The sequence below is a fragment of the Segniliparus rotundus DSM 44985 genome, from assembly GCF_000092825.1.
Classification (GTDB): Bacteria; Actinomycetota; Actinomycetes; order Mycobacteriales; family Mycobacteriaceae; genus Segniliparus; species Segniliparus rotundus.
This window is the reverse complement of record NC_014168.1, coordinates 2,247,336-2,262,194: the sequence shown is the minus strand read 5'-3', so window position 1 is coordinate 2,262,194 and position 14,859 is coordinate 2,247,336. Positions and strand designations below refer to the sequence as shown.

General features: G+C 67.7%; 15 protein-coding genes. 13 read left to right on the top strand and 2 right to left on the bottom strand.

Annotated elements, in window-relative coordinates:
* Positions 1–75: 75 nt before the first annotated feature.
* The 7 genes from SROT_RS11170 (at position 76) to SROT_RS11140 (ending at position 6,102) form a co-directional block, all read left to right on the top strand.
* Positions 76–684 (top strand): hypothetical protein, encoded by a 609-nt coding sequence (locus tag SROT_RS11170; protein ID WP_013139132.1) that lies wholly within the window; start codon positions 76–78, stop codon positions 682–684.
* Positions 681–1,856 (top strand): hypothetical protein, encoded by a 1,176-nt coding sequence (locus SROT_RS11165; protein WP_013139131.1) that lies wholly within the window; start codon positions 681–683, stop codon positions 1,854–1,856. Before SROT_RS11170 ends, SROT_RS11165 begins: the two co-directional genes overlap by 4 nt.
* Before the next feature lie 25 nt (positions 1,857–1,881).
* Positions 1,882–2,235, top strand: coding sequence for a hypothetical protein (locus SROT_RS11160; RefSeq protein WP_013139130.1), 354 nt, complete (start codon positions 1,882–1,884; stop codon positions 2,233–2,235).
* Positions 2,235–3,527, top strand: coding sequence for a hypothetical protein (locus tag SROT_RS11155; protein ID WP_013139129.1), 1,293 nt, complete (start codon positions 2,235–2,237; stop codon positions 3,525–3,527). The genes SROT_RS11160 and SROT_RS11155 overlap by 1 nt, the downstream gene beginning before the upstream one ends.
* A gap of 84 nt (positions 3,528–3,611) precedes the next feature.
* The gene (locus tag SROT_RS11150; RefSeq protein ID WP_013139128.1) at positions 3,612–4,004 is read left to right on the top strand and encodes a guanyl-specific ribonuclease; all 393 of its coding nucleotides are present in this window, start codon (positions 3,612–3,614) and stop codon (positions 4,002–4,004) included.
* A complete protein-coding gene (locus SROT_RS11145; protein ID WP_013139127.1) occupies positions 4,004–4,489 on the top strand; it encodes a barstar family protein in 486 nt (161 codons plus the stop codon). The genes SROT_RS11150 and SROT_RS11145 overlap by 1 nt, the downstream gene beginning before the upstream one ends.
* Positions 4,490–4,542: 53 nt before the next feature.
* Positions 4,543–6,102 carry a carboxylesterase/lipase family protein gene (locus tag SROT_RS11140; RefSeq protein WP_041407953.1) on the top strand — a complete coding sequence of 520 codons (1,560 nt, stop codon included), beginning with the start codon at positions 4,543–4,545 and terminating at the stop codon, positions 6,100–6,102.
* A 21-nt stretch (positions 6,103–6,123) separates the two neighbouring features.
* On the opposite strand, the gene SROT_RS11135 is transcribed toward SROT_RS11140, so the two are convergent.
* Both SROT_RS11135 and SROT_RS11130 read right to left on the bottom strand, forming a co-directional pair.
* Positions 6,124–7,083, bottom strand: a complete 960-nt coding sequence (locus SROT_RS11135; protein WP_013139125.1) for an SURF1 family cytochrome oxidase biogenesis protein — start codon at positions 7,081–7,083, stop codon at positions 6,124–6,126.
* 4 nt (positions 7,084–7,087) lie between these two features.
* Positions 7,088–7,567 carry a low molecular weight protein-tyrosine-phosphatase gene (locus SROT_RS11130; RefSeq protein WP_013139124.1) on the bottom strand — a complete coding sequence of 160 codons (480 nt, stop codon included), beginning with the start codon at positions 7,565–7,567 and terminating at the stop codon, positions 7,088–7,090.
* 95 nt (positions 7,568–7,662) lie between these two features.
* On the opposite strand from SROT_RS11130, the gene SROT_RS11125 reads away from it, so the two are divergent.
* The 6 genes from SROT_RS11125 to ahcY all read left to right on the top strand — a co-directional run bounded on the left by SROT_RS11125 (position 7,663) and on the right by ahcY (position 14,754).
* Complete coding sequence (locus SROT_RS11125; protein WP_013139123.1) at positions 7,663–8,826, top strand: Nif3-like dinuclear metal center hexameric protein; 1,164 nt, start codon at positions 7,663–7,665, stop codon at positions 8,824–8,826.
* 80 nt (positions 8,827–8,906) lie between these two features.
* Complete coding sequence (locus tag SROT_RS11120) at positions 8,907–10,475, top strand: amino acid permease (RefSeq protein WP_013139122.1); 1,569 nt, start codon at positions 8,907–8,909, stop codon at positions 10,473–10,475.
* Positions 10,476–10,711: 236 nt separating this feature from the next.
* Positions 10,712–11,050, top strand: coding sequence for a hypothetical protein (locus SROT_RS11115; protein ID WP_013139121.1), 339 nt, complete (start codon positions 10,712–10,714; stop codon positions 11,048–11,050).
* Positions 11,047–12,591 (top strand): phospholipase D-like domain-containing protein, encoded by a 1,545-nt coding sequence (locus SROT_RS11110; RefSeq protein ID WP_013139120.1) that lies wholly within the window; start codon positions 11,047–11,049, stop codon positions 12,589–12,591. The genes SROT_RS11115 and SROT_RS11110 overlap by 4 nt, the downstream gene beginning before the upstream one ends.
* Before the next feature lie 45 nt (positions 12,592–12,636).
* Positions 12,637–13,179, top strand: a complete 543-nt coding sequence (locus tag SROT_RS11105) for a thiopurine S-methyltransferase (RefSeq protein ID WP_148223427.1) — start codon at positions 12,637–12,639, stop codon at positions 13,177–13,179.
* Positions 13,180–13,281: 102 nt separating this feature from the next.
* Positions 13,282–14,754 (top strand): adenosylhomocysteinase, encoded by a 1,473-nt coding sequence (gene ahcY, locus SROT_RS11100; protein ID WP_013139118.1) that lies wholly within the window; start codon positions 13,282–13,284, stop codon positions 14,752–14,754.
* Positions 14,755–14,859 lie beyond the last annotated feature (105 nt).

The window sequence follows — 14,859 nt, the reverse complement described above, 5'->3', positions numbered from 1 at the left end:
ACACAGCCGCAAGCCGGTCGCTGCCTGTCGTGCTGGTTTTCCGGAACAGATGTTGCGAGACGGGAAAGGTGTCGAATGGGAGACCACGAGGAGCCGGTCGTCATTGACGGCCACGAGATCACTTCGCGCGATCAAGCGCTCGCGCACGTGTGCGCGCAACCGGGCTTCGCGGGCATTGTCCCGCCCGACGCCCCGGACCAAGCCCGAGAGCAGGTTCGCGACTACGCCGAGAAAATGTGGCAGCTGGGCAAGCTCCTCGACCGGGGCCGCCCGTTCGTGGTCACTCCCGAAGGGGTGCAGAAGGCGGTCGACATTTGCCAGGCGGGCGCCGGGCACGCGCACTCCGCGGCAACCCAGTCCGAACAGGTGAAGAGTTTCCTCGCGACCATGTTCGGCTCCTGCGCGCAAGGCCAGGCGTACGGCCAGACGGTCAGCGAATGGATGGACCGGATGCGGGAGAAAGCGGCAACCATCCAGGCCATCCTCAACGGCGTGGCCGACGGGACGCAGGAGATCAAGACGAAAGCGCAGAGCACGGACTCCGAGTGGGCGTGCGCGTTCCGCCAGGCCGAGGCCCGAACGCCGGACATCGGCGGCCACGCCGGGCTCCGCGCCCCGGAAACGGCGAGCGCGGGCGCCCCGGCAGCCGCGGGCCGCCACGCCCGCGTGGGAGGCCCGCTGTGAGCTTCAGCGTGGACGACCCCTATGAGCTGATCGCCGTCGCGAACTCCCTCGACCAAGGCGCTGCGGAGACGGCGTTGCTGGCCATCGTCTACATATGCGAGCATTTTGACGAACTCGGCAAGACGGTCACCCAGTTCCCGAGCATTCCGAGGGACGAGTTCGACAGCGTGCTCCGCGACGATTTCGAGCCCAGGCTCCTGGAAATCGGCACAGATTCCACCGAGACAGGGACCTCGCTCCTCGGCATGGCGATGGCGCTGCGGCAGTTCCACGACCAGGTGCCGCAAGTGAAGTCTGCCGCCGCGAACCTCGAGCAGGTCCTCAACCAGTCCAGCAGCCCCGCGGACTGGAAGTCCGCCGCCGCGCCGCTGGCCAGCGCGCTCAACAATCTCTACAGCGTGTCCATGCCCTCGGCCCCTGCGCCTGCGGCGGCTGTGAAAGACGTGGCGGAGGCGAAGGCGGGCGCAGGCGACGGCGGGCACACGCCGCCGTCGTCTGACGCCGGACAGACGCGAAGCTCTGCCCCGGGCCAACCGGTCGGCGGCTCCCCCTCGGGTTCGGCGGCGGCCACGCAGAAAGCGTCGTCGGACGACGCGGACCAGGCCCAGCCGAGCTCGCAGGACGGCGCAGGCCAGTTTTCCGGGGGCGGCCAAAACTCCGGCTCGGGATCGCCGGCTGGGGCTGCGGGCGCTGACGCAACGCCTGCTGGCAGGGAGGCCGACCCCGGCAGGAAGTCAGCGATGACGGCGGCAAGCCTGCCGGACACCGCCTTGCCGCCCCTCACGAGCACAGGTCTGCAGTCGGCTGCGGACGTGTTGCCGGGAACCGGTCTCGGCCGGGGCGGCGCGGGCGGGTTCGCACCAAGGCCCTCGGACGTCGCCCCTGGCGGGGCCGCGGGGCTTTCGTCCGTCCCCGGCGCTGGCGCGGCTGGCATGGGGCGAGGCATGAGTTCCGCGATGGGGGCCATGATGGGCGCAGGCGTGATGGGCGGACGGGGCGGCGCTGGGCGGAAAGAGCACAAAGCCCCGGACTACCTCTACAGCGAAGACAACGGCTACGAGCTCATCGAAAAGCTGCCGGTGGTCTCGCCGGACGTGATCGGCGCTTTGACGGAGCAAGAGACTCTGGACATGGAGTTGGAAACTGCTTTCGCGCCGAGCGAACAGGCCTGATGTGATTCGTGATGAGGAGGCGGCCATGGCGCCACAGCGCGACACGGGCGGCGGCGCACAGGCGTCGGAAGAGGGCTTGGGCCAGATGCGCGCGGTGCACCAGCGCCACCTTGACACGTTGCACGGCGCGGCTTCGCTCGCCGACGAGATGGCGCAGGCATTGCAATCGGGAAATCCCTTCGGATCGGGCGAGGACGGGGCGGCTGCTTTCCAATCGGCGAACGCTCTGACGGCTGCTTTGCGCCTCGCCGTGCGCCAAGAGCGGGACAATGTGGAAAAGTTGTGGGGCAACTTCCAAACCTGGGGCGAGTTGATCGCCAACACCGACCGGGAGGCAGCGCAAAGCATCCACAGCGCCGCTCCTGAGGAGGGGTGCTGATGGCGGGGGCCGATTACCTGGCCATGGTCAGCGACCCAGAAGCGTTGTTGCGCGTCGCGAAGTCCATCGACGGCCCCGCGATCGAGCGCCTGCTCGGCGATTACCAGCACATGGCGCGGGCAATGGCCGAGGTCGGCCAGTTCGGCCACGACGCGGACGGCGCGGCGGCGGCCCAGTTGTTCGGGAAGTTCGTGGACGAGGCGCATCACGAGTCGGCCGTTCTCAGCTACGCGGCGCTGAACATCGCGGACACCTGCAATCGGATGAAGGCGAAGCTCGCCAATTTCTCCGAGCAATATGTGGAGAAGGTGCAGCCCGCCGCGCACAATTTGCAGGAGGCCTATGACGCGCAGTTGGGGCTCGGCTCGGCGGGCTCGCTCGCCGAGCTGCGGGTTGCCTCGACGGCGCTCGCCACGGCGCTCGGGCACCTGTACACCGATCTTGCGGGCAATCCGACGATCGACATCGCCCCGACGTTCCCCGCAGCGGCGATCCCTGATATCGGCGCGGACGGCCGCAGGGACGCTGCCGCAGGGGGATCGCGGCGACCGCGCGACGATCAGAGCAGCTCGGCCGCGCTCGGCGGCGAGCACGGTGTCGCGGGCGCTGCTGGGCATGTTCCTGTCGGGCCGGGGAAGAACAGCGCCGGCCAAGACGGCCCAGAACAAGCCAGCCCGGAAGGCTCGGCAGGCTCCGCGGTGGGAGCGTTGGGCTCGACCGGTCCAGGTCTTGCCGGAGCCGCGCGCGCCGGAGCTGGTTTCGCCGCTGACGCGGCGGGGCTCGCAGCTTCGCTCGCAGCCTTGGCCACGCCAGCCTCGGCTGCTGTCCCGTTCGGGGACGCCAACGCGGACGAAGCCGAAGGCGGGGGCAAAATCGGCGGTTCGGCCGCTGCTGCGGCGACCCAACCCGCCGCGGACCACACGTCCGTCGGCGCGGCAGGCGCGGGGGCGTCCACGTTGGCCGACTCGGCTTCGTCGCGTCTGGCCCCGCCGCCCGAGCTCAGGCAGGCCGCGCCGACTGCCAGCCCGGTCGGGCAGCCAGTTTCGGGCGGCGCTGGCGCTGGCCCCGCTGGCGGGACGATGGGCATGCCGATGATGGGCGCGGCAGGCATGGCCGGGGCGAACGCCGAACATCGAGTCGCCAGCTATTTGATCACCAAGGAACACGGCGAGCGGCAGTTCACCAACGGCCTTCCTTTGGCTTCGGAGGAAATATTGGGCGTTTTGGACGAGCGCGAGCGGCTGGCGATGCAAATCGCTAGTATCGACGACGACGCGGCCCAGGCCCGCTAGCCGTCTCGGGGCGGCGGGCCCCAAGAAGCGTCACGAGCGATGTCTCTATCCGAGACGATCGTGTCAACGAGAGGGAACACGGCAGTGCATAAGATCTTGGCCTCGGTGTGGGCGGTCTGCGCGTTCTTCGCGCTTGGGACGGGCGCCGAGCAGGCCGTCGCGGCCCCGGCGGGCGGCGACCGCCAAGTGGCGGTCGCCGCCATCCCCGCGAAGGCGTACGCGACCCTGAAGAAGATCGACGCGGGGACATGGCCGCAGTCTGGCGCGCCTGGCACGCGGGGCGGCACTGTCTGGCAGAACCGGGAAGGGCGGTTGCCCGCCGAGGACGACCAGGGACGACGGATCGTCTATCGCGAGTGGGATGTGAACGACAAAATCCAGGGCCGCAACCGTGACGCCGAGCGGATCATCACCGGGAGCGACCATTCTGCCTGGTACACTGGCGACCATTACAGGACGTTCGAGAGGATGCGTTGATGTCTGAGGCAACCCGGGAGGGGTCCGCTTTCGAGATTCTGGTCGGCGAGCCTGGCCATTTCGACTCGAGCGCGTCCCTGCTCGCTGCCGAAGGAAACATCGTCCGCTTCATCCGAGGGCACAAAGCGCCCACAAAAGCCGCTTTGCTCGACGAGTTCGCCGCTGCTCTGCAATTCCCCTTCTCATTCGGGCACAACTGGGACGCGCTCTCCGACAGCCTCGCCGATCTTGACTGGCTTGGTGTGGCCTTCGGCTACTACATCGTCATTTGGGACGCCGACAAGTTCCTCGCCGCCGAGCCAGAGGCACTGGAGACGTTCGTCAAAATCGTTCAGGACGCCAACCTCACCTGGGCGAACTCGCAGCGCAAGCCGTTCAAAGTTGTTCTGCAAGTTTCTCAGGACAAGGCAGAACAGGTCAAAGCCGCTTGGGCTCGCGTCGCGGGCCCCATTCCCGCCGCCGCCCACGACACCGGCTGGGATTAACCCGGACACGCTGGTTCTTGCGCTTCCTTCGGCTCCTTTTCGTTGTCTGCCTCGTGGGGCTGTTGCCAAGCTGCTCCCTGAGTGACACCTCGCGCAAGATCCAAGCGCCGCTTCGCGTGCATGTGGCGGACGGGTGGTACGAGGGCAATGCCTCCGGCCAGGTGCGCGCATTCTTCGGCATCCGATACGCCCAAGCCCCCACAGGCGTGTTGCGCTTCGCCTCGCCCATGCCGATGCCTGCGCACGAGGGGGTGTGGGGGGCAGCCGCCTCCAGCGGGCCCTGCCCGCAGCTCGGGACGGACGGGAAGCCGGTATCGACGGACGAGGATTGCCTCACCGTCAATGTGATGACGCCCAGGACGCTGACAGCGGGACAGTCGCTGCCCGTGATGGTCTGGTTCCACGGCGGCGGGTTCACAGTGGGGGACGGGCATCAATACGATCCGAGACGATTGGTCGAAGAAGGCAACGTCATCGTCGTCACGGCGAATTTCCGTCTCGGCCTCCTCGCGCAGCTTGGCTTGCCCGGGGTGGCGGATTCGGGAAACTTCGGCCTCGCCGACCAGCTCTCCGTGCTCCAATGGGCGCATCGCAACGCCGCCGCGTTCGGCGGCGACCCTGGCAATGTGACCATGTTTGGAGAATCGTCGGGGGCAATGAGCATCTGCGCCCTCCTCGCTTCGCCGTCCGCGGCGGGCCTTGCCGCGAAGGCGATCCTGTCCTCTGGCTCGTGCGCCACCGCATGGCCTGCGGGGGCTTCTGCCGGGCTCGCCGCGCCTGCCACGCGCCCCTTCGCGCCCGTGTCCGTGGCCGAGCAGCATGGGCTCGCGCTCGCCAAGGAGATGGGCTGCCCGCAGAACCAACTGTTGGACTGCTTGCGGAAACTGCCCGCAGCGGCCCTCGTGGAGCATTCCGCTGAGTTCGGCAACCTGCTCGCCTACGGCACCCGGCTCTTGCCGCAGGACCCGCTCAAGACCCTCGAGGACGGCGCTCAGGCCGCTGTTCCGATCATTTCAGGGTCCAATCATGATGAGGGCACGGCGGCGGTCGCTGACGCTTCGCAGCGAGACCCGATCAGTGCGGAGCGATACGACGAGCTGGTGCGGCGGGCATTCGGCGCGCAGGCGGACCAGGTGCTCCAGCAGTATCCAGTCGAGCGGTTCCCGAGTCCGGGGGACGCCTGGGCCCGGATTTCGAGCGATGCGGGCTGGCTCTGTCCCGCGATGCGGGCGGATGATTTGTTCGCCCGGCGCGCGCCGGTCTATTCCTATGAGTTCGACGACCTCAGCGCGCCCAATGCTGTTGGCGCAGGAAGGTCGGGGGTGGCTCTTGGGGCCGCCCATGGAACGGAATTGCCGTACCTTTTCGACGTGGGCACGTTGGCGGGCGTGCGGTTGAGCCCGTCGCGGGAAGCTTTTGCCAAACGAATGATCCAGTATTGGACGAGTTTCGCCTGGCACGGTGAGCCTGAGGGGGATGTGCCGTGGCCGCGTCGCGAGCCGGGCGCGAACGGTCCGGTGCTGCGGCTGTACCCGGCGGGCAAGCAGCCCCCTTCCTCGCTGAGCCCATGGGACGAGCACAAATGCGCGTTCTGGGGCACGGTCGCCGCCTGACCGGGACGCGCGGGCGGACGCTCAGCGTCCGTAACGGTCCGCGAGCGGGCCCGCCGCGGCCGGTCGGTGGTGCTCGCCCGCCAATGCGGCGCGCAGTTCGCGCTTGCGTTCGGCTCGGGTCAGACCGCCGACAACGTCGCCCCGCGACGCCTGCGGCTGCGCCGTGCTGCTCGCTGTGGCGCCGTTGTCTGTGCTGCTGCTGTCTGCGGCGCTGGTGTCTGTGCCGGTCGGACGCAGCTCGGCATAGCCGAAGTACCCGAGCGCGGCAAGGGCGATGACCCCGAACGCGAGCCACTGCAGCCCGTAGGACAAGTATGGGCCAGGATCGAGATTGGGTTCCTCCAGCGCGCCGAGCGCCCCAGCTTGTCCTGCGCTGAGCTGCAGGTATGCCGGTTCAAGTGAAACGCCTGTCAGATTTTGCACGACCGGCGGGTCGATCGCGGGGACTTCCTCCGCGCCGCTCGCGAGCGTGCGGACCGCCCGTGCGGCCGGGGTGGCCTCTGGCAGGCGGAGTCTCGCGTTGAGCGTCACCGTCCCGCTTGGCGCGGGCGGGGCGGTTGTCGCGCCCTCGGGCAGGTAGCCGCGGTTCACAAGGACGCTTTTGCCGTTGTCGAAGCGAAAAGGGGCGAGGACTTGCGGGCCTTGGGCGTTGCCCTGCACCGGGCGTTCGCGCAAGAGCACTTGCTTGCCCGTCTCGTAGACGCCGGTGACCGACACAGCCCGCCAATCGCTCTGCGGCCCGACTCCTGCGCGCAGCAATTCGGCGAGCGGAACAGGGGGAGCGGCCAGAGCTTCCTGGACCCGCTCGTTGCGTTGTTGGGTCCTGCCGTGCTTGCCGAGCTGCCAGGGCGCGAACACCCAGAAACACAACGCGGCGAAGAGGACGACAGCTGCGGCGAGCGCGATCCAGCTCGGGCGGAGCAACACCCGCCAACGCGCGGCCCCGGCCCTGGGGGCGCAGCTCGCAGCCGGGGTGGTCATAGTGTCAGGCCAGCCGGGTCTGCAACCAGGCAATGACCCCAGGCAGAGAGGCCTCGATCTGCCGATATGTGGTTTCGAAGCCAGAGGCGCTCCCGTAATAGGGGTCGGCGACCTCGGTTCCGTCCGCGTCCGGGTCGAAGCTGCGCAACAGGCGCAACCGCTCGGGCGGAACGCCGCGTTGCGCGAGATCTGCGCGGTGGTCTTCGGCGAGCGCCAAGACCAAATCTGCTGCCAGGTGGTCCGCGTCCAGCGTTTTGGCGACGTGCTCGCGGAAGGGAGGGCAGTTGTGCTCGGCGAGTGTGGCGGCGGCGCGCTCGTCAATCGGGTTGCCGATTTCCCAGCGGCTGGTTCCGGCGCTGCTCACCCGCACGCGCGAACCCCAAGGCAGCTTTTCAAGCTGGGTTCGGAGCATCTGCTCGCCCATGGGGGAGCGGCAGATGTTTCCCGTGCAGACAAAAGTGACGTGCAGCTTCGATGAGTCCACCACATGAGTATGCCAGCTCCGGCGCGGGCGTATTCCCGTGCGGCGGGGGTGGCGCTCGGGCGGAATAAAGATCGCGCGGTTCTAGAATAGGCGCCATGCACCGCTCGCATTCAGCGCCGAAACTCCATGATGTCGTCGCTGCGCTCGACGCGGCGTACCCGCCGCGCCTGGCCTTGGACTGGGACGCGGTCGGCCTTGTGTGCGGCGACCTGGACGAAGCCGTGGACAAGGCTCTCGTGTGCGTCGACGTCACGGAGGCTGTGGTCGATGAAGCGCTTGAAACAGGGGCGCAGCTCATCGTCGCGCACCATCCGCTGCTGCTCAAAGGAGTCCATTCCGTCAGCGCGGACACCCCGAAGGGGCGTTTGGCGCACCGTCTGATCCGCGGCGGCTGCGCCTTGTTCACCGCGCACACCAACGCGGATCGGGCAGATCCGGGCGTCAGCGACGCTTTGGCTGAGGCACTGGGCCTGCGGATCGTCGGCCCGGTCGAACCGGTGATGACAGAAGAGCTGGACAAATGGGCGGTGCTTGTCCCGGCCGGCGACGCCGAGCGGGTCTGCTCGGCCTTGTTCGCCGCGGGCGCGGGCAAGATCGGCCAATACGACCAGTGCTCGTGGCGCACGGACGGCGTGGGGCAATTCCGCCCTCTTGATGGCGCGAACCCGGCGATTGGCCGGGTCGGGGAGGTCGAGCGGGTCCAAGAGGCAAGGGTCGAAGTGATCGCGCCCAAGCGGCTGCGTTCGGCCCTGTTGGCCGCGCTGCGCCACGCGCACCCGTATGAGGAGCCTGCCTTCGACGTGTTCCCCCAAGCCCCGCTGCCCACCGCGCTCGGCCTCGGCAGAATCGGGGAGCTCGAACGGCCGGAGCCGTTGCGCGACTTCCTCGCACGCGCCGCCCAGTCGCTGCCCGCCGTCCCGGAGGGGCTGCGGGCGACCGGCGACCCCGGCCAATTGGTCGCGACCGTCGCGGTGTGCGGCGGCGCGGGCGACTCGCTCTTGGGCGCGGTCGCCCAGGCCGATGTGGACGTGTATGTGACGGGCGATTTGCGGCACCACCCGGTGGACGAGCATGTGCGCGCGCACCGGACCGCACTGGTCGATGTGGGGCACTGGGCGAGCGAGCGGCCGTGGTGCGGTCAGGCGGCGGGGGTCTTGGCGTGGGCGTTCGAAGGGAGGGTCCGCGCCGTTCCCGCGCAGGCTCCGCCTGGTCCGTGGCGCCAGCATGTTGAGGCCGCAGACCCGAAGAGCACTGATTGACCTGGTAGGACCTGCGGTTTGCGGTAGACTTCGCTCACTGCACAGCCCAGTGGAAGACAACAGCGCAGAGAGGCGGTCTCATGGTGTTGAAGCCTGGGGTGACCCGGAACAAGACGGTGGAACAAACATTGGCGGGGGCGGCTGAGCCAGGCAGGCAGTTGCGGCGCACCCTCACCTCGTGGGATCTCGTGGTCTTCGGGGTGGCTGTGGTGATCGGGGCGGGGATCTTCGCCGTCGGGGCGTCCACGGCGGGCGACTACGCGGGGCCCTCGGTCACGCTTTCCTTCCTCCTTGCCGCTGTGGCCTGTGGTTTCGCCGCGCTTTGCTATGCGGAGTTCGCCTCGACCGTTCCGGTCGCCGGGAGCGCCTACACCTTTGCCTACGCGACCTTCGGGGAGCTTTTCGCCTGGATCGTCGGATGGAATCTTTTGTTGGAGCTGGCGTTCGCCGCCGGGGTGGTCGCCCAGGGGTGGTCGAGCTATCTGGCTGAGGCGTTCGACCTCCCTGGGACCAGCGTGCACATCGACGTCGGCGGACACGGCACGGACTGGTTCGGGATCGTTCATTCGGTGGACTTCGACTGGGGGGCGTTCATCATCGTCGCGGGGGTGACCGCGGCCCTCGCCCTTGGGGTGAAGCTTTCCGCGCGCGTCTCCGGCGTCATCACTGTCATCAAGGTCTCGGTGGTGCTCTTCGTCATCATCGCCGGGGCGTTCTACATCAAGGCCAGCAACTACACGCCGTTCATTCCGCAGCCGCAGCAGAAAACCGGCTCGGGCTCCGGCCTGGAAGGGTCCTTGTTCGCGTTCCTCACCTGCGGCGCGCAAACGCAATACGGTTGGTATGGGCTCTTCGCCGGGGCCTCCATCGTCTTTTTCGCCTTTGTCGGCTTCGACGTGGTCGCCACAACCGCGGAGGAGGTGAAGAACCCGGCGAAAGATTTGCCGAGAGGCATCATCGGCTCGCTCGCGATCTGCACGGTGCTCTATCTCGCGGTGTCGCTCGTCGCCACCGGCATGGTGCCGTACACCCAGTTGCGCACGACCATGGACGCCGCCGGGCATGAGCACAAGGCCAACCTCGCGACCGCGTTCAGCCTGCACGGAGTCGACTGGGCCGCCAAGCTGATCTCCTTCGGGGCGCTGGCGGGTTTGACCACTGTGGTGCTGGTGCTCTTGCTCGGGACTATCCGGCTCGCCTTCGCGATGTCCAGGGACGGTCTTCTGCCTCGGCGCTGGTCGGTGACGACCGGGAACGGCAACCCTATGCGTCTGACCCTCGGCGCCGGTGTCCTGGCCGGGGTGATCGCGTGCGTCTTCCCGATCGGCAAATTGGAGGAGATGGTGAACGTGGGCACGCTGTTCGCCTTCGTGCTCGTCGCGGCCGGGGTGATCGTGTTGCGGCGCACCCAGCCGGACCTCGAACGCGGATTCAGGACTCCGGCGATGCCGTGGGTGCCGCTCGCGGCCATTGCCAGCTGCGCGTGGCTCATGTTGAACCTGTCGCTGCTCACCTGGGTGCGGTTCGGGGTGTGGTTGCTCGTGGGCTTGTTGATCTACGCCGCTTACGGCTACCGCCATTCCGTGCTGGGCAGGACTGGCGGCCTCGTGGAAAAAGTCCCTGCGCCAGAGACCAGCGCGAAAAGCTGAGCGCCCCGCGCTGACGCTGCGTGTTTTGGCTGGCGCTGGGTGTTCCGCGCGGGCATGCGGCCCTGCTGTCCGCGGCTGGAAGGCGTTCACCGCGGACGTTTTCGGCGCGCCTGTGCATATTTTATGCACAGGTAACGGCTTGTTCATCTGAAACTGGCACCGTATGCCGCAACCAGCTCGGGCCGCGCTTGGCGGGCGCGCCCTTCGCGAGGACACGGCGCACGAAGTGGAGACGTATGGGCGACGGCAGCAAGCTCGCAGTCGACATCGGGCAGTTGCGCGCGCACTCGGCCGCGCTGCGGGCCGACACGCTGGAGGCGGTTTCAGCTCTCCAACAGATTTCTTCAGCCTCGATCACCGAAGGGTTCGCCGCGCTCGGTGCCGTGTTCGACGAAGTCGGCGCGGTCGGCGCGGACATGACAGCGGCATGGGACGACGCGGACGCGGCTTTGCGCGACCGGCTGGCCCAGACGGCGGAGCGGCTTGCGGACTCGGCGGATCTGTACCAAGGAGCCGACACGGGCAACGCGCACGCCCTCGCCGAAGACATCCAGACGCGAAAGAGCCCCTTGTGAGCATCGGGGCTTGGCGCGCGGTGACGAGTTTCGACCCCGCCGCCGCGCAAGAGGTCCAGCGCGCCTTGGCGGAACGCGCCCGAGCCTTGGGCTCATTCGCGGCGAAGCTCGGTTCGGCGCGGAGCCTGCCCGGCTGGCAGGGGCAGGCCAAAAACGCCGCGGCGGACTCGTTCGCCGACCCTCTGGGCTATCTCGCCGAGGCCACGAGCGCGGCAGAGCAGGCTCACACGAAGGTCGGCGATTTCGCGGCGGCGGTGTGCGCGTTGCAGGCGAGCGCTCAGCACATCGAGTCCAGGGCGCGCGACGCGGGGTTCTCGATCCAACCGGACGGCTCGATCCGAGACTCGTACGCCCTCACGGGGTTGGCGCAGAGCCTCTCGCCCTCGGACAAGGCGCACTACGAACAGGTGAAGGCGGAACTGCCGGGGGAGGTGTCCGCAGTGCTCGCGCAGGCGGACCAAGCCGCCCGGCAGGCGGCGGCCGGGCTGCGAGCCGCGGGCGACGTCAAGGCTGTGCGCCCCTTCGCGGCGAGCGCGGACGAGCTCGCCGCGAACGCGAACGGGAGCGGCCTCGCCCTGTATGTGGAAGGCCCCAACCAGCCCGACGGGGTGCAGCACGACCAGAACTTCCAGAAGGTCGTCGACTTGATCGACAGCGCGAAGAAGTCCGTCGACATGACCATGTACCACCTGGACGACCAGAACATGGAGTCCGCGTTGGCCCAAGCCGCCAAACGCGGCGTGGACGTGCGGGTCGTCCTCGACACACGCGGCGAGCAGAAGAAGAATCAGGCGGCGTACGACTATTTGACCCAGAACGGGGTCAAGGTCGCCTGGGACAGCGCCAACACATCCGGCGACCCGGACACGGCCAACAAACTCGCGTACTACCACCAGAAGACGGTGACCGCGGACGGCGAAACCTCCGCGATCATGAGCGGCAATGCTGTCGCGGGCGATTACAAGACCACCCGGGATTTCGTGGTCATGGACACGAACAAGAACGACGTGGCGGCCATCCAAGACGTTTTCAACCACGACTTCGCGGGCACTGGGGACAAGAAATACACGCCGCCGCCCGGCGACAACTTGACGTGGAGCCCGACCACCTCCAAGAGCAACATGCTCGCGGTCATCGACGGCGCGAAACACACCCTGAGCGTCGAGAACGAGGAGATGGCGAGCCAGGACGTCGTGGACCATTTGGCCCACGCGGCGCAGCGCGGGGTGGACGTCCGGGTCACCATGACGAACAACCCGAGCTATTTCAAATACCTCGACCAGCTCAGCGAGGCCGGGGTCCATGTGGACCTGTACGGCCGGTCCGCGTCGCCGTACATCCACGCGAAGGACATCGTCGCCGACGGCTCCAACGCCTACGTCGGGTCGATCAACTTCTCGGAGAATTCGATGAACAACAATCGCGAGCTCGGCGTGGTGACGGACGATCCGGCAGTCGCGGCGGGCCTCGCCGCCACCGACGAGGCCGACTTCGCGGGCGGGTACCACTACCGCCCCAGCCAGACCGCGAGCGGCGGCTGAGCGGCACTCAGCGAGCTCACAGCTTTGACCTGAGAGAATCAGGTGGTGTTCCCTGCTTCGCGCTCCGCCCGGCTCGCGTGTTGCGCGGCGGCGCTTTTGACGGCCTGCGCCGGGCCGGCAAGCGGGCCGAGTCCGGCAAGCCGGTCGGCCCTGGCGCCGACCGGCGCGCCGGCGCCAGCGGCTCCGAGCGCATTCGGCGGGGTCGCCGCGGCCGAGGGCGACCGGGGCCCGCTCGGCGATTTCTGCGGCTGGTACAACGACGACTTGCCGCAGAGCATGGACACAATCTCGGGGTTCCTCGGCGCGTTCGCAGTCGCCGACGGCGACTACGGCGACCCGCGTGTCGAAGGTCTGGCCCAAGGCGCGGAACAAGCGGCAGGCGAAGCCGCCGACACGCTCAACGATTTCCTCACCGGCTTTCCCAACGACCTCTCCGATTCCGCGCGCCGCGCCGTCCTCGCCCTGAGGGACGCATTGGCCGCTTTGGCCTCGGCGGTCCGGGACCAGCAGGGCCCGGAGCGCGTCAACGCCGCCGTCGCGCTCTTTGACGACGCCTACAAAGCCCTGCGCCCCGCGTGCGCCGCGTGAAAGCGCCCGCCCCGCGCCCAGAGTCGCCGCGCGGGCCCCTTCACAGGAGTTCGCTATATCCTGTCCGAGGAACAACCAATCCTCTGAAAGGCTGAGAAATATATGACCACGCGCTACAACGGGCTCGTCGCAGACTTCGCGGGCGACTTGGAGTATAAAGTCGCCGACCTCTCCCTCGCGGAATACGGACGCAAAGAAATCCGTCTTGCCGAGCATGAGATGCCGGGGCTGATCGCCCTGCGCCGCGAATACGACGGGGTCTTCCCGCTCAAGGGCGCGCGGATCACCGGTTCCCTGCACATGACCATCCAAACCGCTGTGCTCATCGAGACGCTGGTCGCGCTCGGCGCAGAGGTCCGCTGGGCTTCTTGCAACATTTTCTCCACCCAGGACCACGCTGCCGCCGCTGTGGTGGTCGGGCCCCACGGCACGGTCGACCAGCCGAAGGGCGTGCCGGTCTTCGCGTGGAAGGGCGAGACCCTCGATGAGTACTGGTGGGCGTTGGACCGTGCGTTGAGCTGGAAGGACGAGCCCGCGAACATGATCCTCGACGACGGCGGGGACGCGACCATGCTGGTGCTGCGCGGGGCGCAGTACGAGAAGGCCGGTGTGGTGCCGCCCGCGGAGGAGGACGACTCGGAGGAGTGGCAGGCGTTCTTGAAGCTCGTGCGCGCCCTGCACGAGGCGGACTCGGGCAAGTGGACGCGGATCGCCGGCTCGGTGCGCGGCGTGACGGAGGAGACCACCACCGGCGTGCTGCGGCTGTACCAGTTCTCGGCCGCCAAAGAGCTCCCGTTCCCGGCGATCAACGTCAACGACTCGGTCACCAAGAGCAAGTTCGACAACAAATACGGCTGCCGCCACTCGCTCGTGGACGGGATCAACCGGGGCACGGACGTGCTCATCGGCGGCAAGAAGGTCTTGGTCTGCGGCTACGGCGACGTCGGCAAGGGCTCGGTGCAGTCCCTCGCCGGCCAGGGCGCGCGCGTCACTGTGACCGAGATCGACCCCATCAACGCCTTGCAGGCGCTGATGGACGGGTACGACGTGCGGACGGTCGAGCAGGCGATCGGCGAGGCCGACATCGTCATCACGACCACGGGCAACGTCAACATCATCACCTTGGAGCACATGCGGCAGATGAAGCACCAGGCCATCCTCGGCAACATCGGCCACTTCGACAACGAGATCGACATGCATGGGCTCACCCACGCCCCCGATGTGACACGGGTGAACATCAAACCGCAGGTGGACGAGTTCACCTTTGGAAACGGCAAGTCGATCATCGTGCTCTCGGAGGGCCGCCTCCTCAATCTGGGCAATGCCACAGGGCACCCTTCGTTCGTCATGAGCAACAGCTTCTCGAACCAGGTCATCGCCCAGATCGAGCTGTGGACCAAGCCGGACGAGTACGACAACGAGGTCTACCGCCTTCCCAAGCACTTGGACGAGAAGGTCGCGAAGATCCACGTCGAAGCGCTCGGCGGCACGCTGACCAAGCTCACCAAAGAGCAGGCCGAGTACATCGGCGTGGACGTCGAGGGCCCGTACAAGCCGGAGCACTACCGCTACTGATCCGGGGCGTTTTCGGGCGAAAGCTCCTGCGAAACCCCACGGGTTTCGCAGGAGCTTTCGTTCTGTGCCTCCGGTCCGCTCGACCAGACCGTCCGCCGCTGCGGT

Excerpts from the sequence above, each read along its gene's own strand:
- SROT_RS11120 (WP_013139122.1), top strand. The coding sequence starts at position 8,907 with ATGGTGTTGAAGCCTGGGGTGACCCGGAACAAGACGGTGGAACAAACA.
- SROT_RS11125 (WP_013139123.1), top strand. The coding sequence starts at position 7,663 with ATGCACCGCTCGCATTCAGCGCCGAAACTCCATGATGTCGTCGCTGCG.
- SROT_RS11145 (WP_013139127.1), top strand. The coding sequence starts at position 4,004 with ATGTCTGAGGCAACCCGGGAGGGGTCCGCTTTCGAGATTCTGGTCGGC.
- SROT_RS11160 (WP_013139130.1), top strand. The coding sequence starts at position 1,882 with ATGGCGCCACAGCGCGACACGGGCGGCGGCGCACAGGCGTCGGAAGAG.
- SROT_RS11135 (WP_013139125.1), bottom strand. The coding sequence starts at position 7,083 with ATGACCACCCCGGCTGCGAGCTGCGCCCCCAGGGCCGGGGCCGCGCGT.
- SROT_RS11115 (WP_013139121.1), top strand. The coding sequence starts at position 10,712 with ATGGGCGACGGCAGCAAGCTCGCAGTCGACATCGGGCAGTTGCGCGCG.
- SROT_RS11155 (WP_013139129.1), top strand. The coding sequence starts at position 2,235 with ATGGCGGGGGCCGATTACCTGGCCATGGTCAGCGACCCAGAAGCGTTG.
- ahcY (WP_013139118.1), top strand. The coding sequence starts at position 13,282 with ATGACCACGCGCTACAACGGGCTCGTCGCAGACTTCGCGGGCGACTTG.
- SROT_RS11170 (WP_013139132.1), top strand. The coding sequence starts at position 76 with ATGGGAGACCACGAGGAGCCGGTCGTCATTGACGGCCACGAGATCACT.